This is a genomic window from Novosphingobium sp. HNCC26BN242 (assembly GCF_057180525.1).
On the sequence record NZ_JBXUGM010000001.1, the window covers coordinates 310,224 to 331,976 of the forward strand.

At 62.2% G+C, this 21,753-nt stretch carries 26 protein-coding genes; 17 read left to right on the plus strand and 9 right to left on the minus strand.

Going from position 1 to position 21,753, the window contains the following annotated elements; translation table 11 throughout:
- Positions 1-15: 15 nt before the first annotated feature.
- From AC2A1F_RS01445 to AC2A1F_RS01465, 5 genes are read left to right on the plus strand one after another with little or no spacing between them, the layout of a single operon-like run.
- On the plus strand, positions 16-402 hold the full coding sequence (locus tag AC2A1F_RS01445) for a dihydroneopterin aldolase (RefSeq protein ID WP_484207000.1): 387 nt from the start codon (positions 16-18) through the stop codon (positions 400-402).
- Complete coding sequence (locus AC2A1F_RS01450) at positions 402-1,172, plus strand: SDR family oxidoreductase (RefSeq protein WP_484207001.1); 771 nt, start codon at positions 402-404, stop codon at positions 1,170-1,172. The genes AC2A1F_RS01445 and AC2A1F_RS01450 overlap by 1 nt, the downstream gene beginning before the upstream one ends.
- Complete coding sequence (gene moaA / locus AC2A1F_RS01455; RefSeq protein WP_484207002.1) at positions 1,169-2,173, plus strand: GTP 3',8-cyclase MoaA; 1,005 nt, start codon at positions 1,169-1,171, stop codon at positions 2,171-2,173. Before AC2A1F_RS01450 ends, moaA begins: the two co-directional genes overlap by 4 nt.
- Positions 2,174-2,177: 4 nt before the next feature.
- On the plus strand, positions 2,178-2,414 hold the full coding sequence (locus AC2A1F_RS01460; protein ID WP_484207003.1) for a MoaD/ThiS family protein: 237 nt from the start codon (positions 2,178-2,180) through the stop codon (positions 2,412-2,414).
- Position 2,415: 1 nt separating this feature from the next.
- Positions 2,416-2,859, plus strand: a complete 444-nt coding sequence (locus AC2A1F_RS01465; RefSeq protein ID WP_484208144.1) for a molybdenum cofactor biosynthesis protein MoaE — start codon at positions 2,416-2,418, stop codon at positions 2,857-2,859.
- A gap of 40 nt (positions 2,860-2,899) precedes the next feature.
- Here the strand turns inward: AC2A1F_RS01465 and AC2A1F_RS01470 are convergent, their stop codons facing one another.
- On the minus strand, positions 2,900-3,430 hold the full coding sequence (locus AC2A1F_RS01470; protein WP_484207004.1) for a hypothetical protein: 531 nt from the start codon (positions 3,428-3,430) through the stop codon (positions 2,900-2,902).
- Positions 3,431-3,680: 250 nt separating this feature from the next.
- On the opposite strand from AC2A1F_RS01470, the gene rplU reads away from it, so the two are divergent.
- The 3 genes from rplU (at position 3,681) to AC2A1F_RS01485 (ending at position 5,074) form a co-directional block, all read left to right on the plus strand.
- On the plus strand, positions 3,681-3,977 hold the full coding sequence (gene rplU, locus AC2A1F_RS01475) for a 50S ribosomal protein L21 (protein ID WP_292629893.1): 297 nt from the start codon (positions 3,681-3,683) through the stop codon (positions 3,975-3,977).
- Between the two features lie 24 nt (positions 3,978-4,001).
- Positions 4,002-4,271: a 50S ribosomal protein L27 gene (gene rpmA / locus AC2A1F_RS01480; protein ID WP_292629892.1), complete on the plus strand. Its 270-nt coding sequence runs from the start codon at positions 4,002-4,004 to the stop codon at positions 4,269-4,271.
- Positions 4,272-4,504: 233 nt separating this feature from the next.
- Positions 4,505-5,074, plus strand: a complete 570-nt coding sequence (locus AC2A1F_RS01485) for a GNAT family N-acetyltransferase (RefSeq protein WP_484207005.1) — start codon at positions 4,505-4,507, stop codon at positions 5,072-5,074.
- A gap of 131 nt (positions 5,075-5,205) precedes the next feature.
- Here the strand turns inward: AC2A1F_RS01485 and AC2A1F_RS01490 are convergent, their stop codons facing one another.
- Positions 5,206-6,090 carry a metal-dependent hydrolase gene (locus AC2A1F_RS01490; protein WP_484208145.1) on the minus strand — a complete coding sequence of 295 codons (885 nt, stop codon included), beginning with the start codon at positions 6,088-6,090 and terminating at the stop codon, positions 5,206-5,208.
- A 37-nt stretch (positions 6,091-6,127) separates the two neighbouring features.
- Between AC2A1F_RS01490 and AC2A1F_RS01495 the strand changes: the two genes are divergently transcribed.
- Entirely contained in the window at positions 6,128-6,715 is a 588-nt protein-coding gene (locus AC2A1F_RS01495) for a TetR/AcrR family transcriptional regulator (protein ID WP_484207006.1), read from the plus strand.
- On the opposite strand, the gene ygfZ is transcribed toward AC2A1F_RS01495, so the two are convergent.
- Positions 6,699-7,445, minus strand: coding sequence for a CAF17-like 4Fe-4S cluster assembly/insertion protein YgfZ (ygfZ, locus tag AC2A1F_RS01500; RefSeq protein WP_484207007.1), 747 nt, complete (start codon positions 7,443-7,445; stop codon positions 6,699-6,701). The two genes, AC2A1F_RS01495 and ygfZ, sit on opposite strands and share 17 nt — an antisense overlap.
- Before the next feature lie 40 nt (positions 7,446-7,485).
- Between ygfZ and pyrC the strand changes: the two genes are divergently transcribed.
- Positions 7,486-8,532 (plus strand): dihydroorotase, encoded by a 1,047-nt coding sequence (pyrC, locus tag AC2A1F_RS01505; RefSeq protein WP_484207008.1) that lies wholly within the window; start codon positions 7,486-7,488, stop codon positions 8,530-8,532.
- Between the two features lie 4 nt (positions 8,533-8,536).
- On the opposite strand, the gene rarD is transcribed toward pyrC, so the two are convergent.
- On the minus strand, positions 8,537-9,427 hold the full coding sequence (gene rarD, locus AC2A1F_RS01510) for an EamA family transporter RarD (RefSeq protein WP_484207009.1): 891 nt from the start codon (positions 9,425-9,427) through the stop codon (positions 8,537-8,539).
- A 207-nt stretch (positions 9,428-9,634) separates the two neighbouring features.
- Between rarD and AC2A1F_RS01515 the strand changes: the two genes are divergently transcribed.
- Positions 9,635-10,114, plus strand: a complete 480-nt coding sequence (locus tag AC2A1F_RS01515; protein WP_484207010.1) for a glycine zipper 2TM domain-containing protein — start codon at positions 9,635-9,637, stop codon at positions 10,112-10,114.
- 120 nt (positions 10,115-10,234) lie between these two features.
- The gene (locus tag AC2A1F_RS01520) at positions 10,235-10,453 is read left to right on the plus strand and encodes a hypothetical protein (RefSeq protein ID WP_484207011.1); all 219 of its coding nucleotides are present in this window, start codon (positions 10,235-10,237) and stop codon (positions 10,451-10,453) included.
- On the opposite strand, the gene astD is transcribed toward AC2A1F_RS01520, so the two are convergent.
- Both astD and AC2A1F_RS01530 read right to left on the minus strand, forming a co-directional pair.
- Positions 10,454-11,869, minus strand: coding sequence for a succinylglutamate-semialdehyde dehydrogenase (gene astD, locus AC2A1F_RS01525; protein ID WP_484207012.1), 1,416 nt, complete (start codon positions 11,867-11,869; stop codon positions 10,454-10,456).
- Positions 11,870-11,996: 127 nt separating this feature from the next.
- Positions 11,997-13,406 carry a protein adenylyltransferase SelO gene (locus AC2A1F_RS01530; RefSeq protein ID WP_484207013.1) on the minus strand — a complete coding sequence of 470 codons (1,410 nt, stop codon included), beginning with the start codon at positions 13,404-13,406 and terminating at the stop codon, positions 11,997-11,999.
- Positions 13,407-13,480: 74 nt separating this feature from the next.
- On the opposite strand from AC2A1F_RS01530, the gene AC2A1F_RS01535 reads away from it, so the two are divergent.
- The 5 genes from AC2A1F_RS01535 to AC2A1F_RS01555 all read left to right on the plus strand — a co-directional run bounded on the left by AC2A1F_RS01535 (position 13,481) and on the right by AC2A1F_RS01555 (position 19,194).
- On the plus strand, positions 13,481-14,347 hold the full coding sequence (locus AC2A1F_RS01535; protein WP_484207014.1) for an alpha/beta fold hydrolase: 867 nt from the start codon (positions 13,481-13,483) through the stop codon (positions 14,345-14,347).
- On the plus strand, positions 14,344-15,510 hold the full coding sequence (locus tag AC2A1F_RS01540; protein ID WP_484207015.1) for a glycosyltransferase family 4 protein: 1,167 nt from the start codon (positions 14,344-14,346) through the stop codon (positions 15,508-15,510). Before AC2A1F_RS01535 ends, AC2A1F_RS01540 begins: the two co-directional genes overlap by 4 nt.
- 158 nt (positions 15,511-15,668) lie before the next feature.
- The gene (locus AC2A1F_RS01545; RefSeq protein WP_484207016.1) at positions 15,669-16,439 is read left to right on the plus strand and encodes a tetratricopeptide repeat protein; all 771 of its coding nucleotides are present in this window, start codon (positions 15,669-15,671) and stop codon (positions 16,437-16,439) included.
- A 19-nt stretch (positions 16,440-16,458) separates the two neighbouring features.
- Complete coding sequence (locus tag AC2A1F_RS01550; RefSeq protein WP_484207017.1) at positions 16,459-17,817, plus strand: outer membrane protein assembly factor BamB family protein; 1,359 nt, start codon at positions 16,459-16,461, stop codon at positions 17,815-17,817.
- A gap of 42 nt (positions 17,818-17,859) precedes the next feature.
- Positions 17,860-19,194, plus strand: coding sequence for a methyltransferase family protein (locus tag AC2A1F_RS01555; RefSeq protein WP_484207018.1), 1,335 nt, complete (start codon positions 17,860-17,862; stop codon positions 19,192-19,194).
- 4 nt (positions 19,195-19,198) lie between these two features.
- Here AC2A1F_RS01555 and AC2A1F_RS01560 read toward each other — a convergent pair whose 3' ends face one another.
- The 3 genes from AC2A1F_RS01560 to AC2A1F_RS01570 form a co-directional block, all read right to left on the minus strand.
- On the minus strand, positions 19,199-19,498 hold the full coding sequence (locus AC2A1F_RS01560; protein ID WP_484207019.1) for a putative quinol monooxygenase: 300 nt from the start codon (positions 19,496-19,498) through the stop codon (positions 19,199-19,201).
- Positions 19,498-20,871 carry a glutamate--cysteine ligase gene (locus AC2A1F_RS01565; protein ID WP_484207020.1) on the minus strand — a complete coding sequence of 458 codons (1,374 nt, stop codon included), beginning with the start codon at positions 20,869-20,871 and terminating at the stop codon, positions 19,498-19,500. The genes AC2A1F_RS01560 and AC2A1F_RS01565 overlap by 1 nt, the downstream gene beginning before the upstream one ends.
- A gap of 93 nt (positions 20,872-20,964) precedes the next feature.
- On the minus strand, positions 20,965-21,714 hold the full coding sequence (locus tag AC2A1F_RS01570; RefSeq protein WP_484207021.1) for a 16S rRNA (uracil(1498)-N(3))-methyltransferase: 750 nt from the start codon (positions 21,712-21,714) through the stop codon (positions 20,965-20,967).
- Positions 21,715-21,753: the final 39 nt, after the last annotated feature.

The following is a 21,753-nucleotide window of genomic DNA, read 5'->3' on the forward strand; positions in this document are numbered from 1 at the left end:
TGCCAAAGGCCCGCCATGACCGACAGCCTGATCCTAGAAGTTGCCAATCTTGAAACCGACGTGCTCACCGGGATCTATTCCGAAGAGACCGGGCGGCCGCAGCCGCTGCGCATCACCATGCGCGTGGGGCTGAAGCATCAGGATCGCTACACACCCGATTGCCCGCTGGCCGCCAGCAAGAATTACATGGACCTGAAGTTTGCCGCCACCGACGGCTTGCCCAAGGGGGTGCATTTCAAGCTGATCGAGGCCGTGGCAGACCACATCATCGAAACGTTGTTGTTGCAGGATGATCGGGTGATGTGGGTAGAGGTCAAGATCGTGAAGCTGGCCATCAGCGAAAATGGCGAAGAAATCGGCATAACGTTGAAGCGTGAGCGGGCAAGCGAGGCATCTGCCTGATGGCCCTTCCGCTCCACCGGCCACTGGCACTGGTCACAGGCGGTTGGCGGCGGATTGGCGGGGCGATTGCGCGCAAGCTGGCCGGTGAGGGCTGGGATCTGGCGCTGCACGCACACCGCGCATCGACCTTTGATGCAGAGTTCAAGGCACAGCTGGAATGGCTGGGGGCGGCGGTTTTTCCGCTGGCAGGCGATCTTGATGATCCCACATTCCCTGCGCAGATGCTGGCTGAAGTAACGCAAGCGGCGGGGCGTTCGCCCGACCTGCTGGTCAATTGCGCATCGTTGTTTCATGACGATACGGTTGAAACGATCACGCTGGACGAGCTGGAGCAGCACTTTCGCGTGAACCTGTTCGCGCCATTGCTGCTGACGCGCGCTTTTGCAGCCGCGCTGGGGGAGCGGGAAGGGTCGGTCGTGAATATTCTCGACCAGCGCGTTATCAATCCGGTGCCGGACCAGATCAGCTACACCCTGTCCAAGCAGGCCCTGCACGCAGCGGTGCGCACCCTATCGCGCGCGATGGCGCCAAAGGTGCGGGTAAACGGCGTCGCTCCGGGTCTGATCCTGCCGACAGCCGATTATGATGCCGAGCAATGGCGGCGGCTTGAGGGCATGATGCCGCTGCGGCGCTTGCCTGGGGCGGACGAAATTGCCGATGCCGTCCACTACCTCGCCACCGCGCGATCGGTGACCGGGCAAACTTTGTTTGTGGATGCAGGCGCAAGCCTTGAATCTTATCCGCGAGACTTCGTATACATGGGCAAGTGAACGCGCCTTTGCCCCTGATTGATCGGTTTGCCCGCCGGATCACCTATCTCCGGCTTTCGGTGACCGACCGCTGCGACCTGCGTTGCGCCTATTGCATGCCTGAACGCATGACGTTTTTGCCCAAGGCCGATGTGCTGAGCCTTGAGGAACTGCACCGCCTGTCGCTGCACTTCATTGCGCGCGGCGTGCGCAAGATCCGGCTGACCGGGGGCGAACCGTTGGTGCGGCGGGACATGGTTGATCTGGTCCGCGCGCTGGGGCGCAAGCTGGGAGATGGGCTGGACGAGCTCACCATGACCACAAATGGCACGCGGCTGGCGGAATTTGCCGATGATCTGGCCGCTGCGGGGATCAAGCGCATCAACGTATCGCTCGATACGCTGGACCGGGCGGCCTTTGCCAAGCTTTCGCGGCGCGACATGTTGCCGCAGGTGCTGGAAGGAATTGCGGCGGCCAAAGCGGCGGGCTTGAAGGTCAAGATCAACGCGGTGGCGCTGAAAGACATCAACGAGGCTGAACTGCCCTCGCTGATCGCATGGGCGCATGGCGAAGGCCATGACATGACGCTGATCGAGGTCATGCCGCTGGGCGAGGTTGAGGGCGACAGGTTCGACCATTACCTGCCGCTCGATGCGGTGCGCCGCGATCTGGAACAGCGCTGGACGCTGACGCACAGCAACGCAAGCTCGGGCGGGCCTGCGCGCTATGTCGATATTGCCGAAACCGGCGGGCGGCTGGGCTTTATCACACCGCTAACGGGCAACTTCTGCGAAGGGTGCAACCGCGTGCGGGTGACCGCCACCGGGCAGCTTTACATGTGTCTGGGTGGGGAAGGCCGCGTAGATCTGCGCGCTGCGCTGCGTTCCGATGATCCCGATGGTGCGCTGGCCGAATGCTTTGCCCGGGCGATGGGCGAAAAGCAGGAACGGCACAGCTTCGTGATCGACAAGCCGGGCGGTGCGCCAGCCGTGTCGCGCCACATGTCGACCACCGGGGGCTGATCCGATGGCACGGCTGGTGTTCATGGGGCGGCTGGAAGATGTGGCCGGAACTGGCGAAATGTCCGTTTCGCCGGGACCTGTCGAACAGGTGCTTGCGACTCTCGATCCCGCACTGGCTGTACAATTGCTGGGCGAAAAAGTGCGCATGGCGCTTAACGGACAGTTGCTGACCGATATGGGCGGCGTCATGTTGGGGCAGGGCGATGAACTGGCGTTCCTGCCGCCGGTCAGCGGAGGCTGAGATGCAGGACGTGCGGCTGGCATTGGAGCCGTTCGATCCGGTTGCTGAAATCGCTGCTTTTAACGCGCGCCATCCCCACGCCGGCGGGATCGTCACGTTCCTGGGCCAAGTGCGCGATTCTGGCGGGGTAGAGGCCCTGGAATTGCAGCACTATGCCCCCATGACATTGCCCGGCATGGAAGAACTCGCCCGCATCACGCGAGCGCGCTGGCCAGTTGAGGGCCTGATGATCGTGCACCGCAGCGGGGTGATGGTTCCGGGCGATGCTATCGTGCTTGTTTGTGCCGCCGCACGCCACCGCCGCGATGCTTTTGCCGCGGCTGATTTCGCGATGGATCACCTGAAAAGCGAATCGTGGTTCTGGAAGCGGGAGAAAACCGCGAAGGGCTGGCGCTGGATTGAACCGCGCCCTGAGGATCGGCAGGACCTGTCTCGCTGGGGTTAAACCCCCAAGCTCCCGCTCAGCTTAGGTGAGCGGGATCGGGTCAGGCACCCAACCTTGTCCGCAGCGAATCAATCACCCCGGTTTCGGCCTGAACCAGCGCTTCGACTTTCAGGCGCGTGTCGCGCACGACTTTGAGATCGGCATCTGATCCTTCAACCGCCCGATTGCTGGCGTCGGCTTCTAGCCGGTCAAGGTCAGCCAGCGGCATGGCGGCCTGTGAACGAGCGGTTTCAAGCCCCGCCAACGCGACCGAGGCGACCGACCAGCGTTCGGTGCCCTTTTCCGCCCCTACGGCGGCGTTGACGGTGCGCGTCGCAGAAGTCTGGCGCGATTCGAAGATTGCGTGGGCGGCATTCGCCTGCGCCAGCAGCGCGGCAAGGCGGTCAGGCAAACCTTCGCTGATCACCGCTGGCAGCATTGGCGCTGGCCGCGCTACTGGCATTGCGCGATAGGCATCCTCGGCCGGGCGGCGCGCGAGCGAGGGGAAATCGCTGCGGGGTGCGCAGCCGGATGTAAGCAGGGCAGCGGTCACAATAGCCATTGCAGCGAAGCGGGAATTGCGCTTGATCATCCCCGCGCCATAGCATGACCTTTACCGGTGGCCAGCGTCCGCGTGATGCTCACACTGCAAACCTGCCTGATTTCAGGCAAGATCGCATTGACACAGGGCTTGGGTTTGACTATCCGCGCCACTCTTTCCGGGACCCTGCATCCAGCGGGGAAACGGCATGTTGCCCTCAGTCAGCGATTCGCAGGCGTTGGGCGCCTCATTTGGAATCGCCTCGGGCAACCGATGGCTTTTGGAACGGATACACAGAACGATGTTCGCAATCGTGCGCACGGGCGGCAAGCAATATCGGGTCGCCGCCGGAGACAAGATCGCGGTCGAAAAGCTGGCAGGCGAAGCTGGCGACACGATCACGCTGGGTGATGTCCTGCTCGCTGGTGAAGGTGATTCGCTGGCTGATGCCGCCAAGATCACTGTTTCGGCAGAGATTATCGCTCAGGCGAAGTCTGAAAAGGTGATCGTGTTCAAGAAGCGTCGCCGCCACAACTATCGCCGTCGCAACGGTCACCGCCAGCAGCTTACCCTGCTGCGTATCGTTTCGGTCGCTTGAAAGCAGAATTCGGAGTAATCTGAGATGGCACATAAGAAAGCAGGCGGCTCTTCGCGCAACGGTCGCGACTCAGCAGGCCGCCGCCTTGGCGTTAAGAAGTTCGGCGGTCAGGAAGTGATCGGCGGCAACATCATCATCCGTCAGCGCGGCACCCGCGTATACCCGGGCGCCAACGTCGGCATCGGCAAGGATCACACCTTGTTCGCGCTGACCGAAGGCCGCGTGCGCTTCCATGGCGGAAAGCTCGACCGCAAGTATGTGTCGGTCGACATTATGGCTGAAGCAGCAGAATAACCGGATGGTCATGCAAAGGGCCGTCCCGATGGGGTGGCCCCGCCAGCGTTAAGACGCTGGCCGATAGAGGGAGAGGGCCCCGCCCATCTCCCTCTTTTCACGTCTCCCTCGGACGCAAACCGCGTTCCCTCGCAATCGGACCCATTCCGCGTTCGGTCCAACGCAGGGCGCAATACCCTTGTCACGTCCGCAGCCTACCGGCGCGGGGCGGGGGCCGAGCACGGAGACGATTTATGTTCATTCGCAGCGAACGGCTGTTCCTGCGGCCCGCATGGCCGGAGGATTGGGCCGAACTCCATGCCCTGATCGATGATGAGGCTGTCGTGCGCAATCTGGCGCGCGCGCCCTGGCCCTATTCGCCCGATGATGCGCGCAGTTTTGCCGCCCTGCCGCAGGAAAAGCGGCATCCGCATTTCTTTGTGACATTGCCCGGAGCGCACGGTTCCCGACTGGTCGGTTGCGTCGGATTGGCCACTACCGATGGCGAGACCGAGCTGGGCTACTGGATTGCGCGCCAGCACTGGGGGCAGGGCTATGCCACCGAGGCCACGCGTGCCTTGCTCAGCGTTGCGCGCACGCTGGGCCATCGGCGCGTGGTGGCAACGCCTTTCGAGGATAACCCCGCATCGGCGCGCGTGCTGGCAAAGGCCGGGTTCCGCCTGACGGGCGAGGTTCGCCAAATCCGCAGCCCCGCACGCAGCGAGCCGGTTGGGGCGCTTGTCCATGTGATTGATCTTGCTCCGCCCGCTGATTGTGACGGCCCGCAAGACGGTGGCTTTGCACCAATGCGACGCGCTGCTTGAGTTTTCCCCGCTCGTCCTGAGCCTGCCGAAGGATGCGCACGCAACGCAGGATGCTTCGACAGGCTCAGCATGAGCGGGTGGTGGAGTTTGGTGGATAGAAAAAGGGCTCCCGGTTGGGAGCCCTTGGCATTTCAGCGCTTCATCACAGCATCGGGAAATTCGCTGTCGGCCTTGTTGATCAGCGCGCGGTCGTCATGCTGCCACGGGTGGAAACCGGGCAGGAAGTAGCTGATCCACGCGGGGAAGATACGCCGAACAACGCCGGGCTTCCACAACAGATAGGCTGCCAGCTTCCATTTCCACTTCGCCCCGGTCAGCCCATCCTGTTCCAGCAGATCGAGTGTGTCCTCGATCCGGTGTGTCAGGAAATTCTTGGTCACGATCACCATCATCAGCGATTTGATCTTCCAGCGCTTCCACCGGCTCCAATCGCGCGTGGCGTGGTTCCATGTGTCATAGGCCACGCCCTTGTGCTCGATCTCTTCGATTGCGTGCCAGCGCCACATGTCGGCCGGTTCCTGTTCGGATCCGGCAAAATGGGCCGGGTTGGCGAGGAATTCGTGCGCCATCATGGCCGTGTAGTGTTCCAGCGCCATTGTGGCGGCAAGGTTCAGGATCACCGGGCGATCCTTGGTCAGCGCGAGCATCTCTTCAACGCGCTTATCGATGCGGGCAATGTCGTAGCCCGCGTTTTCGGCGGCGCGGTTGAACGCCACGTGTTCGCGCGTGTGGTTGATTTCCTGCCGCACGAAGGCGCGGATTTCCGCTTCGAGCTTGGGCGGCACACCATCGCGGTGCGCTTTGACCGCTTCGATGAAGAAGGCCTCGCCACGCGGGAAGGTTGCCGACAGCGCATTGTGCCATGCGGTGGCGATCGGATCGTTGTTCAGCCACCAGCGGCCCGCAGGTTCATTGCGGCCAAAGCGGCGGTCACGTATCGTGATCGTCAGATCGGGGGGCGTGGGCACGGCCTTGCCGGTTGGGGCGCTGCGCTCTAGTGCGATAGTAGGGGTCATGGCGTTCATGGGCCAAAATTTAGGCATGCTTACACCAATGTCAATAAGAAAGCGTCTCCCGCCCGAGGAAAGTCGGATGGCTGCCCTTGAAGCCGCGCGTGGATTGCTGGTGGAAACTGGGCCTCAGGCGGTCACGCTAAAGGCTGTGGCGGGGCGAATCGGACGCACGCACGCCAATCTGCTGCACCACTTTGGATCAGCGGCGGGTCTGCAAAAGGCACTGGCCAAGCATCTGGCCGAAACCATCTGCGCGACGATTCGCGAGGCGGTCATCGCCAGCCGCTCAGGCATCGGTTCCCCACGCGATGTGGTGGACCTGACTTTCGATGCCTTTGACAAGGAAGGCGCAGGCGCACTTGCGTCGTGGATGCTGCTTTCCGGCAATGAGGATGCGCTCGATCCGATTGTGGATACGATTCACGATCTGGTGATCGATCTGGACGAATATCAATCAGGCACCCAGCGCAGCACCACGCTGGCGCTCACGCTGATGGCGCTGGGCGATGCCTTGATGGGCGGGCCATTGGCGCAGGCTCTGGAATTGCCGCGCGATGCGGCGCGGGACCGGGCCGAACAGATGCTGATCGAAGGGATCGTGCAGGCCGAAGTCATTCAGGAGCCGTAAGCGACATCCAAGCCGGAGCGAGGGTATCGGCGATGTCCTCGATCCGGCGATGGTCTACCGCAAGGCCAAGATCAGGATAGACCGCACGCTGCCGCGCGGTGTCCGATTTCTCCAGCGGCACCACCACCAGCCTGCGGTTCACTTTCTGCCGCCAGTTCATCCGCGCGGTGTTCTCCTGCCCCACATAGCAGCCCTTGGTGAAGCTGACGCCGTTCAGGTCCACCGAGTTGCATTCCAGCCAGAGCACTTCGCCGTTGCCAAGCTCGGCCTGCCCCTCGGTCACGCCCAGTGCCAATCGGTGCGCGCGCCAAAGATCGTCAGCCGCGACATCCTCTGCCGACACGGTGCCGATCCAGCGTTGGCCAAGCGCGGACAGGCGGGGATCGTTTGCGCCACCTTCGCCCGGATGGTCCTGCCAATACACGCCTAGGTCGTCAGCGCGCTCGATCCCGATCCTGCGGCGCAGGCGATAGAGCGTCAGCCGCTTGGCCACAGCATCGGCCTGCGCCGCCTCGCAATCGAGCAGCAGGCTATCAGTGCCGTCGGGCCAAACGAGGAAATCGAAAAGCACCTTGCCCTGCGGCGTCAGCAGCGCGGTCCACTCTGGCAGCGTGCCTTTTACGTCATTGGTGACGAGTCCTTGCAGGAAGGCGGCGACGTCCTCAGCAGGGTCCAGCGGGGACAGGCGGATCAGGGCACGTTCGAACAGACGGGAAGGTGTATCGGTCATGGGCTGGTAGATAGGCGCAGCCAAGGCTAAGGGGAAGGGCATGACTTCGACAGCCCCTGCGACTCTCACGATCCGCCGACCGGATGACTGGCACACCCACTTGCGCGACAAGGACGTGTTGGTTGGCGTCGTGCCCTATACCGCGCGCCAGTTTGCCCGTGCGATCGTGATGCCCAATCTGGCTCCGCCGATGACCGATGTGGCAGGCGTTGCGGCCTATCGCGACCGCATTCTGGCGGCTTTGCCCGAGGGCAGCGACTTCACCCCGCTGATGACACTTTATCTCACCGATTCGACCGACATCGGCGAAGTTGAACGCGGCTTCGCCCAAGGCGTGTTTGTTGCTGCCAAGCTCTATCCGGCTCATGCCACCACGGGATCGGCGCATGGCGTGACGGATATCCGCAACATCTATCCGGTACTGGAAGCGATGCAGCGGATCGGCATGCCGTTGCTGATCCATGGGGAAGTGACCGACAACCACGTGGATATCTTTGATCGTGAGGCCGTGTTCATCGAACGCACGCTGACTCGGCTGGTGGCCGACATGCCCGATCTGCGGATCGTTTTCGAACACATCACGACCGAAGAAGCCGCACATTTCGTCCGCGATGGCGGGCCAAACATTGCCGCTACCATCACGCCGCAGCACCTGCATATCAACCGCAACGCCATGCTGGTGGGCGGCATTCGCCCGCATGCCTTTTGCCTGCCAGTGGCCAAGCGCGAGAAGCATCGGCTGGCCCTGCGCGAGTTCGCCACATCGGATTGTGACCGCGTGTTCCTCGGCACCGACACCGCGCCCCATGCCAAGCACCTGAAAGAGACTGCTTGCGGCTGCGCAGGCATCTTTAACGCGCCCTTCGCGCTCGAAAGCTATGTCACGGTGTTTGACGAGGAAGGTGCCCTCGACAGGTTTGAAGCGTTTGCCTCGCTCAATGGCCCGGCGTTTTATCGCATGCCGGTGAACGAAGGCACGATTACGCTGGAAAAGGCTCCGCTCGAAGTGCCGGAGGTGTTGGACTGCAACGGCACCATGATCGTGCCCTTCCACGCCGGAGAAACGCTGAACTGGCGTTTGGCCTGAACTATCACCGCGCCGCGTGCGCGCGCTTGGCCATGTCCCAGCTGTAAAGCGCAATTGCCGCCCAGATCAGCGCGAACGAGGCAAGCCGCGTGGTGTCGAGCGTTTCGCCGAACACGGTCAGGCCCAGAATGAAGCTGATCGTCGGTGCAATGAACTGCACGAAGCCCAGCGTCGACAGCGGCAGGCTGCGCGCCGCCACGGCAAAGAGCAACAACGGCACTGCCGTGGCGACCCCCGATGCCATGATCAGCGGCGTGGTCCATCCGCCGATTGCGATGCTGCTGCCATCCGCCGATCCTGCGGCCAGAACGACCACTGCAATCGCTGGCAGTAACAGCACTGTTGTTTCAATCGTCAGGCCCGGCACTGCGCCAACGGGCGCGCGCTTGCGCACATAGCCGTAGAACGCAAAGGAGAATGCGAGTGTCAGCGCAATCGCCAGCGTATCGACCGCGCCAGCCAGCAGCAGCGCGATGCCAATCCCGGCAAGTGCAACCGCGCTCCACTGCACCCGGCTCAACCGCTCGCCCAGAAATACCGTGCCCAGAAGCACGTTGATCAGGGGATTGATGTAGTATCCAAGGCTCGTCGCCAGCACATGGCCATTCTTGATCGCGATGACGTAGATCAGCCAGTTCGATCCGATCAGCAGCGCGCTGAGCGCCATCAGTCCAAGGACTTGAGGGTTGGCAAAGGCGCTGCGCAATTCCGAAAGCTGACCACGTGCCAACACGATGATCATGCAAATCGGCAGTGTGAACACCACACGCCAGCCCACCAGTTCGAGCGGCGGCACGGCATGGAGCGCCTTGAAATAGAGCGGCAACAGGCCCCAGCAAATATAGGCGCACACCGCTGCCACAAGGCCGCGGCGGAAAGTCTCAGGAGAAGTCATGCGCGCCGCCCTGCCAGCATTGGCTGCTGCGGCCAAGTGCCTATTCGCGCTGCGTTTCATCGCTCAATTTCATCGATTCGTCGCAAACGCAGAATCTGACAGGCTAGTTGCGCTCCGTTCAGGTTCGCAGGGTTAAACCTTAACCATCACGAAGACCGGGACCAGCCGCAATCAAGGGCTGCTCTCCACTGACTGGAAGAGAAGACCATGTTCAAAATGAAGAACACCGCACTGGGTCTTGTTGCAGCCCTTACCGCTGGCTCGACCTTGGTTGCCGCCATCCCCGCATCGGCGGCGGCTCTGCCGCAGACCCGCATCGAAACATCCAGCCAGCTTGATCTGGGTACGCAGTGGAACGGCTGGGACGACGACGACCGGCGTTGGAATGATCGGCGTGGCTGGAACGATGGCCGTGGCCGCGATAACCGCCGCTGGGACGACCGCCGCTATGATCGCCGCGCCAACTGGAACGACAATCGCGGTTACTGGCGTGGCAATGATGGCAGGTATTATTGCCGCCGTAATGATGGCACAACCGGGCTTCTGATCGGCGGCGTAGCAGGCGCACTGGTAGGCCGCGAAGTTGCTGGTCGCCGGGGTGACCGCACGCTCGGTGCCGTGCTTGGTGCCGCAGGTGGTGCGTTGCTTGGCCGCGAAGTTGATCGTGGCGGCGGCCGTTGCCGGTAATGGAATAGCCCACCCTTCGGGTCGCACTGAACGGTAGGCAAGAGGAGCGTCCCACTTCGGTGGGGCGCTCCTCTTTTTTAACCACGCTGCTGGTATGGCCATCGCATGCGTCTGATTTGCATGATCCTTCCGGGCCTCAGCCTTACCCTTGCTGCTTGTGGTGGGCCACAAGTTGAACAAGATGGAGCGCCGCTTGATCCGGTGATGGCCGAGGCATTGCAAGGCCAGTTGATGGTTGATCCTGATCTCAGCCAGCAGAATATGCGCAATCTGGCGATAAAGCCCGGTGGCCCTGTCGATCCAGCGCTCCCGCTTCCTGACGCAACCCCTGAGGGCTGATTAATCGCTGCGCAGCCCGACGCCGATGCTCGCACGCGGCTGGTCCATTTCGCTCGAAGCGACCGGATAGGCGCAATAGTCGGCGGCGTAATAGGCGCTCGGGCGATGATTGCCCGATAGGCCGACACCGCCGAACGGGGCCGCCGAAGAAGCGCCATTGGTGGGCCGGTTCCAGTTGACCACGCCAGCGCGTATGTTGGCCCAAAAACGGTTGTAATCCTGCGGATCGCCGCCGATCAGCGATGCGGCAAGCCCAAAGCGGGTGTTGTTGGCCTCGGCAATCGCCTCGTCAAAATCGTTGACTTTCACCACCTGCAGCAGCGGGCCAAAAAGCTCCACATCGGGCCGTTCGGCGACGCCTGTCACATCGATGATCGCTGGCGAAAGAAACGGCAGATCCGGCTGCAATCGCACCATGTGCTTGATTGGCCGTCCTCCCGAGGACAGCAGATAGACAAAGCTTTCGGTCAGGCCATCGGCAGTGCGGTTGTCGATTACCGGGCCCATGAAGGGCGATGGCTCATCGAATGGTGCCCCCACGATGATGCGGTCGGCCAAGCGCTTCACTTCGCCCATGATCTCGTCATACATCGAAGCCTTGACGATCAGTCGCCGTGCAGCGGTGCAGCGCTGTCCGGCGCTGGTGAAGGCGGACTGGACAATCAGCGTGGCCGCGTCCTGAATCTTGGGTGTATCCCAAACCACCATCGGGTTGTTGCCGCCCATTTCCAGCGCAACCATCTTGCCCGGGTTCGACGCCAGCTTGCGGTTGATCGCGATCCCGGCATGGACAGATCCGGTGAACAGCACGCCATCGATTCCGTCATGCGCCACCAACGCCTGGCCTTCTTGCGGCCCGCCAATCAGCACCTGCACGATGGCAGCGGAAATGCCCGCACGGTGGAAACACTGGGCCAGCATCTCGCCCGTGGCTGGCGTCTTTTCCGATGGCTTGAAGATCACCACGTTCCCGGCAATCAGCGCCGGCACGATGTGGCCGTTGGGCAAGTGCGCAGGGAAGTTGTATGGCCCCAATACTGCCATCACGCCATGCGGCTTGTGCCGCAGGGCCGCTGTCCCTTGCAGCGCGGAATCCAGCTTCCGTTGCGAAGTGCGGTCGGCATAGGCGCGGACCGAAATCTCCACCTTGTTGATGACGCTTTCAACCTCGGTACGCGCCTCCCACATCGGCTTGCCCGTTTCGCGCGCGATCATCGTGGCGAGTTTGTCGGCATCCTTGCGCACTTCGTTGGCGAACCGGCGGACCAGTTCGATGCGTGTCGCCAGCGGCTGTGCGGCCCATGTTGGCCATGCGCGCCGTGCGCGGGCGACCATATCTTCGACATCGCCCACTTTGCCGCGCCATACTTCGGCACCGGTGGCGGGTTCATAGGACACGATTTCGGCAGCTGCCACGGATATTGCCTGCTCTTCCAAGGTATGTTCGCAATCGAGGGGTCGCGGTTTCCGCCACGTAGCGTAACGCTTCAGACGTTACCGATTAAACAACAATCTGCCTCCGTGCCACCCTTGCCACACGATTTCAGGCAGCGCAGTGGCCCATGGCTACCGGCTTTGGCCCCAAAGCCTCGCCCACACGGCGCAACGCGGCCACTTTGGCATGGAGCGCTGACCAATCGTCACTCTCGGCAATCGGTTGCCAGATCGCCTCGACTTCATCGATCAGCATGGCCTGCGGTGCCTCGTCCGACCAGTAAGGATGGCTACTGTCGCACGCCGTGTATGCCGCCAGCGCTTCCTTTAGCGCCGCGCCTTCGGCACTATCGGCAAATGGCCCACGCCCGCCACGATGCGCAAAAAAGAATGCATCCGGCCCAATCCCCTGCGCCACCATGGCCTTTTCGCACGCCCCTATCAGCGCAGTGTCCTCTTCCAGCCCGCGCGGCTCCACCCCCAGTCGCCAGCACCAGCGCCGTGTCATCGCTTGGCTGTAAAGTTCGGGGTAGCGGTTGAGCGCCTCGATCAGCGGCGCAGCATCCACCAGCGAACGCAAGGCGATGGCCAGTTGCCCGCAGTTCCAGTGTATCGCCTCGGGCTGGCGGCCATAAGCATAAAGCCCCGAATGGTCGAAATAGGCAGCCGTAAAGCCCGGCTCCCACTGCGGCAGCCAGCGCCACGGCCCATAATCGAAGCTTTCGCCCGTCACGTTCATGTTGTCGGAATTCAGCACGCCATGGACGAACCCCGCAACCATGTAGCTTGCCGCCATATCGGCCATCCGCTCAACCACCTGATTGAAAAACCGCACGGCAGGGTGCGGCGCATCAGGAAATGCACCGCCCGGAAAATTGGCCAGGCAATAGCTGACCAGTTGCGCCATTTCGTCTTCCAGTTCCAGCGCGCCCAGCCGCTGGAATGTGCCAATGCGGATGTGCCCATGGCTCAGCCGCACCATCACGGCAGAGCGGGTCGGTGAAGGCTCGTCGCCCCGCCACAATTTCTCGCCGGTTTCGATCACCGATAGCGTGCGGCTGGTGTTCACCCCCAGCGCTTCGAGCATCTCGGTCGCCAGAATTTCGCGCATCGCGCCCTTAAGCGTCAGTCGCCCATCGCCTGCGCGGCTCCACGGCGTCTGCCCCGAACCTTTGGTGCCCAGATCCATCAGCCGCCCATCGGCATCGAGCATCTGCGCAAAGGTAAACCCGCGCCCATCACCCAGATCGGGGTTGTAAACGCGGAACTGGTGCCCGTGATAGCGCAGCGCCAGTGGGCCCGGCATATTGTTGGGCAAAGGCACAAAGCGTCCGAAGTGGTTCAGCCAGTCCTGATCGCTCAATCCGGCCAACCCGACCCCTTGCGCAGCGCGGTCATTGCGCCAGCGCAGGCGGGTTTCGGGGAAGTCTGCCGCCTTCACCGGATCGCCGATCCAGTCGGCCAGCGCCATGATGCGGGGGGATGGGCGATAGATCGCGTCTTGCAGGCGGGCTGGCATACGGCAATAGTGGGGTAGCAAGGGCCTGCCTGCAAGCAGGCTCCACCGGATTTCATGCGGATTATCGAAAGATCATGGCAGATTACGAAGATCGCTACTGGACCAGCAGCGACGGTTTGCGCCTGCATTTTCGCTACTACGAAAGCGATTCAGCCAAAGATTTTGGCCGCCCGCCGGTAATTTGCCTGCCGGGGCTGACGCGCAATGCCCGCGATTTTGAGGATCTGGCTGCAGCGCTGGCCGGGGAATGGCGCGTCCTGTGCCCTGAAATGCGCGGGCGCGGGGACAGCGATTATGCCAAGGACCCGATGACCTACACCCCGCTGCAATATCTGCAGGATGTGCAGGCCTTGCTCGCGCAGGAAAGGATCGACCGCTTCGTATCGATCGGCACCTCGCTCGGCGGATTGCTGACCATGCTGCTGGCGGCGATCAAACCGCAATGCATCGCCGCTGCCGTACTCAACGATGTCGGTCCCGAAGTGTCGCCTGCCGGGCTTGAGCGGATTCGCGGCTACGTTGGGCAGGGGCGCAATTTCGAAACCTGGATGCACGCCGCCCGCGCGCTGCAGGAAAGCAGCGGCGATGTGTACCCCGATTGGGACATCACACAGTGGCTTAAATATGCCAAGCGAATCATGGTTCTGGGCAGCGGGGGCCGGATTGCGTTCGATTATGACATGAAGATCGCTGAACCGTTCGAAGCACCCGCTGGTGCTACGCCACAGGTCGATATGTGGCCGATGTTCGATGCTCTGGCCACCCGCCCGCTGTTGCTGCTGCGCGGCGAAACGTCCGACATTCTCAGCCCCGAAATTGCCGCAAAGATGGCCGCGCGGCCCGGTGTCGAACTCGTCACCCTCCCACGCATTGGCCATGCCCCCACGCTCGACGAACCTGAAAGCGCCGCCGCAATAGAGCGCTTGCTCGCCAAAGTATGAGCGATAATTCCAAGCGACCGTTGAAGCTGCTGCACCTGCATTCGACGTTCGATGCAGGCGGCAAGGAGCGGCGCGTCGTTGCGCTGATGAACCGGTGGGGCAAAGGGCCAGCGGGAAAGGCACTCGAACATCATATAGTCTCAGCCGTCCCATCGGCGATGGGGGCGCAATCGCTGATCGACAAGCGCGTGGCTGCGTTCTTCCCCTTCGGCTTCCCGCCACTTGCCGGAAAGTTGCGGATCGGTCGTTTGCAGCGGCTCGCCCGCGCGATGCAGGGTTTCGATCTGGTCCTGACCTACAATTGGGGTGCCATGGACGCCGCCATGGCTCATGCGGTCTTTGCGCCGGGCATGGGTCTGCCGCCGCTGATCCATCACGAAGATGGCTTCAACGCGGATGAAGCAGGCGGGCTGAAGCGCCATCGCAACTGGTATCGGATGATCGCCCTTTCACGCGCGAACAGCCTGATCGTGCCATCGCGCAATCTTGAACAGATCGCACTCAACGTCTGGAAACAGCCGCGCGCGCGGGTGCAGCGCATTGCCAACGGCATCGACACCGGGCTCTACACCAAAAAGCCGCGGCCTGATGTCCTGCCCCGTCTGGTCAAGCGCGCTGGCGAAAAGTGGCTGGGCACGCTGGCAGGCCTGCGCGCGGTCAAGAATCTGCCACGCATGGTGCGCGCCGTTCAGGACTTGCCGTCCGAATGGCACCTCGTGATCCTGGGCGAAGGGCCAGAGCGTGAGGCGATTCTTGCCGAGGCGATCCGGCTGGAAATCGGTCATCGCGTTCATCTGCCCGGCCACGTAGTCGATCCTTCGGCCGCAATCGGCTTGTTCGATCTGTTTGCCTTGTCTTCGGACAGTGAACAGGCTCCGCTTTCAGTGATCGAGGCCATGGCCGCTGGCCTTGCCGTCGCCAGCCCAGACGTGGGCGATGTGGCCGATATGGTGGCCGACGAAAACCGACCATTCATTTCAGCCCAAGGTGACGAGCAGGCCTTCGCCAAAGCCATTGCCACGCTTTGCGCCGACAACACCTTGCGCCTGCGCATCGGCAAGGCAAACCGGGTCCGAGCAGCGGCTGAATTTGACGAAGCAGTGATGGCAAAACGCTATGCCGAAATATACGCACAGGCGCTGGGGCGTGGCAGTTTGGGTTGAACTGCGCCACCTATGCTTCAGCCAGCGTTCACCTGCGCGCCATAATTTCACCTGCGCGCCATAATGAAGCAATTCGGTTGAAAAGGCGGACCCATCCGCTAAACACCCCGCCAGACAAACGCTAGCAATCTTAAGCTGCATTATTTGAAAGCGCTGCCTTGGCTCTCCGTCCTGATCGTACGCAAACCCGTTCTGAACAACTGGCCGAACGCTCTGGCGCGCAAGGTGACGCATTCCTGCGCGAAGTTGACGATGCCCTGCGCGAAGATCAGGTGCTCACCGCCTTTCAGCGCTATGGCAAGCCGGTCGGCGCGGTCATTGTTGCCGGGCTGCTCGGTCTTGGCGGTTGGCTGTGGTATGAAAATCACCAGAACACCGTCGCCGGTGAACAGGGCGAAGTCCTGACTCAGGCTATCGACAAGCTGGAAGTGCGCAATCTCAAGGCGGCAAGCGAAGACGTTGCGCCGCTTGTCAAGGCAGGCACCGATGGCTCTCGCGCGTCGGCGCTGATGCTGCAGGCAGGCGTCCTGTCCGAACAGGGCAAGCCTGAAGAAGCGGCAAAGGCCTTTGCTGCCATCGCTGCGGATGATGCCGCGCCCAAGCCTTTCCGTGATCTTGCCACCATCCGCGAAGTCGCACTCACGTTTGACAAGATTGGTGCGGACAAGGTGGTCGAACGGCTGAAGCCTCTCGCGATTCCGGGCAATGCTTGGTTCGGCAGTGCGGGCGAACTGGTCGGCATTGCCTATATGAAGCAGGGCAAGAATGAACTGGCCGGCGCTCTGTTCGCGCAGATTGCTAAGGATGAAACCGTCCCGGACTCCCTGCGCCGCCGTACGCGGCAAATGGCCGGGCTGCTGGGCGTTGATGCAGTCGAAGATCCCGGCGCGATCAAGGTTGTCCCGGCAACAGCACCGGCTGCGAAATGATTTTTAGGAAGCATTGCCAATGAAGCCCGAACCCACTTTCCGCCCCGGCTTGCGGCGCGCCTCGCTTGCCGGCGCACTGGTCCTCACGCTTGCGCTGGGCGGCTGCGGCATCTTCGGCGGCAAGGACAAGGCCAAGACCACGCCCACCGTGGGCCAGCGCGAACCGATCCTGTCCAAGATCGAAGCGGGCACCAAGGTCGATGATTCGATCTCGCTGATCACCGTCGTGCTGCCTGCGCCTGCCGTAAACACCGAATTCGCACAGGGCGGCGGCAATGCCAGCAAGTCTTATGGCCACGCGCTGATCGGTGATTCGCCAAAGCGCGCGTGGACGGCCAGCATTCGCGGCACATCCTCCACCCAACGCCTTGCGGCATCGCCGGTCGTCGGCGGAGGTAAGCTTTTCGCGATGGACACCGAAGGCACGGTTCACGCCTTTGATGCCATCAGCGGCGCCCGCGTGTGGGAAACCTCGGTCAAGGGGGACAAGAACAGCTCCAGCTCCACCTTCGGCGGTGGCGCTTCGTTCGATGATGGCGGCCTTTATGTCACGAACGGCGTAGGCGAAGTCGCGGCGCTCGATGCCGCCACCGGCAGCATCAAATGGCGGGTGAAGCCCGCTGGTCCCTTGCGTGGATCGCCCACGGTCGCCTTCGGGCAGGTCATGGTGATGACGCAGGACAACCAGATCGTCACGCTGAACGCCCCCGATGGCGCGGTGCTGTGGAATGCCAATGCCTCAGTCGGGCAGACCAACGTGTTCGGTGTCGCCTCTCCGGCCGCTGGGCAGGGCACCATCGTGGCGGGGTATTCCTCGGGCGAACTGGTCGCCTATCGCTATGAAAACGGGCGCGAACTCTGGGCCGATGCCTTGGCGCGTACCAGCATCGCCACCTCGGTGTCCACGCTGACCGATATTGATGCCGATCCGATCATCGAAAATGGCCGCGTCTATGCGCTTGGGCAGGGCGGGCGCATGGCCGCCTATGAACTGGTCACCGGCCAGCGCATCTGGGAACTCAACCTTGCGGGCATTTCCACCCCCGCCATCGCCGGAGACTGGATCTTCGCGCTGACCGATGAAGCCAAGCTGCTGTGCATCGCCAAGTCCAACGGCAAAGTCCGCTGGATGACGCAGCTTCAGCGCTTCCGCAACGAGAAGAAGAAAAAGAACCCGATTCAGTGGACAGGGCCGATTCTGGCAGGAAACCGCCTGTGGGTCGCCAATTCGCGCGGCGAAGTGATGGCGGCTTCGGTCACCGATGGCACCGCCAGCTTGTTCACCAAGCTGGGCACCGGCGTGTCGCTCGCCCCGATTGTCGCCAACGAGACGATCTATATCCTTGATGATAAGGGCAAGATCACCGCGTTCCGTTGATCGCAAACGCTTTCCTAACGCTTCTGGGCTAAGCCTGCGCGCATGACCGCGCGTCCCTCTCTACCGCCATCCGACGTCTCCGCAGGCGTCGGCCTCGCTGGCCTTGTCGGCCTTGCCTTCTGGGTGCTGGTCTGCCGCTTCTGGCCGCAGATCGTGGACACGTTCGGCTTCGATGCCCCGCGTGAGGTCATGGACGGCCCGGGCGCGGCGATGCTGGCACTGCTCTTTTCGGGAACCGGCATGGTCGGCTGGTCGCTGCTGGTCGACAAGGTGCACTTGCGCCCGTCCACCGGCATAGATTGGAGCGCCCCGCGCCCGATCCGCGATATTCTCGACATCTCGATCACCAAGATCGCAGGCCTCTGGGCCACCTGGGCGCTGATCGGCTTCGCCTATTGCCTCGGCCGCTGGTACTGGCGTGGGCAATATGTCTTCGCGATGGAAGTGCTGGAAACCATCGTCCCGTTCCTGTTCCTCGGCGCCGTTCCCTATGTGCTCTGGCTCGATCGCGTGCTGGTCAACCCGCGCGATGCCGCGTGGCACTTCGGCGCGATGCTGATCGGCCGCGAGCCTTGGGACGCCGCCGAAGTAAAGAAGCACGCCCTCGCGTGGTTGGTGAAAGGCTTCTTCTGCGCTTTCATGATCTCGATCGTGCCCGGCGGCTTCGGGGCCGTGGTGCGGTTTGACTGGTCGAACGCGCTTGGCAGCCCGGTGGAATTCGCCACGCTTCTCATCGAAACGATGTTCATGATCGACGTGCAGATTGCGATGGTCGGCTATCTCGTCACGATGAAGCCGCTCGACGCACAGATCCGCACCGCAAACCCCCACCTTTCCGCATGGGTCGCTGCGCTGATTTGCTATCCTCCGTTCATCCTGATGGGCGGCGGCGGAGTGCTCGATTACCATCACAACGGCGCGGAATGGCCGCACTGGCTTGAAGGCCAAGTGACGCTGCAATGGATCTGGGCAGTTGCGCTGGTGTTCCTGACCGGCATCTACGCCTGGGCGACCGTCGCCTTCGGCCTGCGCTTTTCAAACCTTACCTATCGCGGCGTCCTGACCAACGGTCCTTACCGCTTCACCCGCCACCCGGCCTATCTTTCAAAGAATGCCTACTGGTGGCTGGCAGGCCTGCCGTTTCTCACCACCAGCGGATCATGGGTCGATGCCATCCGCAACACCGCGCTGCTCGCCATCGTCAGCGGCGTCTACTACTGGCGCGCCCGCACCGAGGAAAAACACCTGCTGGCAGAGGACGCCAAGTACCGCGAATATCATGCGTGGATGACTGAGCACGGCCCGATCACCCGCACTTTGCGCAAGCTGACCCGCGCAATTACTCCGAAAAGCCCGGTAACCCAACCCGCCGAGTAAGGCGTCAGACTTCGACGCCCTCGTCGCTTTCGAACACGCGGATATTGCGGTCAAACAGCCCCAACGCTGCGCGCTCTTCAGCCCACACCTTCATGTGCGGCATCTGGAAATGCGCGTCGAGTGCGGCCTTGTCGCGCCACTTTTCGGCAATGTGGATCAACTCGGGATCAAGCATATCCTGCGCATAAGCGTACTGGATGCACCCGTCCTCCGCTCGCGTCGCCGCAATCACTTTGGCCATCATCGGCCGGATCGCCTCGATGTTTGCCACCGGCACCCGCACGGTTCCCATCACGATGATCATCAGAAGCTCTTCTCGCCATAGATCTGCGAAAGATCACCGCCCCAATGCCCGTGATAGAGGTCCAACAACCGCTCTGCCGGAGATTTGCCGGTCGAAATGATTTCATCCAGCGGCTGGAGATAGCCGGTCTCGTTGTCGCCCGCTTCGTTCAGCATGGCCCGGGCTGAAAGCCCGCCACGCGCAATCGCCAGCACTTCGGCGGCAATATCGCGCAAGGTGCCACCACCCGGCAGCGCAGCATTCAGCCCCAGCTTGGGCACTTCAGCGCGCAACTTCTCGCGCCCGTCCATGTCCCAATCCTTGACCAGATCCCACGCCGCATCCAGCGCGCCCTGATCGTAGAGCAGCCCCACCCACAGCGCAGGTAGCGCACAAATCCGGTTCCAAGGCCCACCATCGGCCCCGCGCATTTCAAGGAAAGATTTCAGCCGAACTTCTGGGAACGCGGTGGAAAGGTGGTCCACCCAGTCCGAAGCTGTCGGCTTCTCACCCGGCAGAACCGACAGCCTCCCATCCAGGAAATCGCGGAACGATAACCCCGAAGCGTCGATGTACTTGCCATCGCGGAATACGAAATACATCGGCACATCAAGCATGTAGTCGACGTATCGCTCATACCCGAAGCCTTCGTCGAACACGAACGACAGCATGCCCGTGCGCGCCGGATCGGTATCGGTCCAGATGTGGCTGCGATAGGAAAGCAACCCGTTGGGCTTGCCTTCCAGAAACGGCGAATTGGCAAACAGCGCCGTTGCCAACGGCTGCAGGGCCAGACTCGTGCGGAACTTCTTCACCATGTCCGCCTCGCTCGAATAGTCGAGGTTGACCTGAATGGTGCAGGTCCGCAGCATCATGTCGAGGCCCATCGATCCCACGCGCGGCATGTGCCGCAGCATGATTTCGTAGCGGCCCTTGGGCATGATCGGCAGTTCTTCGCGGGTCTTGTCGGGCCACAGGCCCATCCCAAGATAGGCTAGTCCCAGCTTGTCACCGATTGTCTTGACTTGCGCCAGATGCCGTCCGGTTTCTGCGCACGTCTGGTGCAGGTTCACCAGCGGCGCACCTGAAAGCTCCAGCTGCCCGGCAGGCTCAAGGCTTACCGCTCCGTCCGGCCCGGACATGGCGATCACGTTGCCGCCCTCCATGACCGGCTTCCAGCCAAATTCGGTCAGCGCCATCAGCAGATCACGGATGCCGCCCGGCTCGTCATAGGACGGCGCGCGCCGGTCTTCGGTCCGATACACGAACTTCTCGTGCTCGGTGCCGATGCGCCACGCTGCCTTGGGCTTTTCGCCCTTCTGCATGGGGGCCACGAGCATGTCGCGGCTTTCGATGATAGGATCGTTGCGATCTGAAACTTGCCGCGTGCTCATGCGCGCCGAGTTAATGTGCCAGACAGCTTTATACCAGTGTTATTCGTGAGAACCTTTGTTGCAAAACAGACGGAAATCGCAACGCCCGCAATCTCAAGAAACCCAATCGCCGTTCAGACCCATCCATAGCGCCATTCCGGCAATCGCCGCCGTCTCTCCGCGCAGGATGCGTGGCCCAAGCGCAATCGCAACAGCCGCCGGATGCGCGCGCACAGCCGCCCGCTCCGCCTCGTCAAAGCCGCCTTCCGGTCCCACCAGCAGCGCCGCCGGTCCGCGATGCGCACCAAAAGCCTCGCCCACCGGCATGCCGCCATTCTCATCGGCAAAAAACAGCACACGCCCCTCAGGCCAGTCGCGCAACATAGCGTCCAGCTTCACCGTCTCGCCCAGCACCGGCAGCGCGGTGCGCGCGCATTGCTCAGCCGCTTCCACCATGATCGTGCGCGCGCGTTCCGGGTTCAGCTTGTCGGCCACACAGCGCCGCGTCACCAGCGGCACCACTTGGTCCACGCCCAGTTCAGTCGCTTTTTCCAGCACCAGATCGAAATTGGGCTTCTTCAGCAGTGCGGCACAAAGCCAGAAATCCGGCACTTCCTCGCGCACCCGCAGCAGCCGTTCAACGTAAAGCACCACCTCGCGCTTGCCCGCTTCGGCCACCCGCGCCAGCCATTCTCCGGTCACATCATCGCACAGGATCACCGCATCGCCGGGCGATACGCGCATCACTTTTCCCAGATAATGCGCCTGTCCGCCCTCAATCGCCACACGCTGCCCATCGGACAGCGGCGTTGAAACGAACAGGCGAGGGGCCGACTTTGGCGGCCAGGCGGGAACAGCAGGCATGATTTGGCCACTAGCGCAATTCGTTCAGGCCGGTAAGGC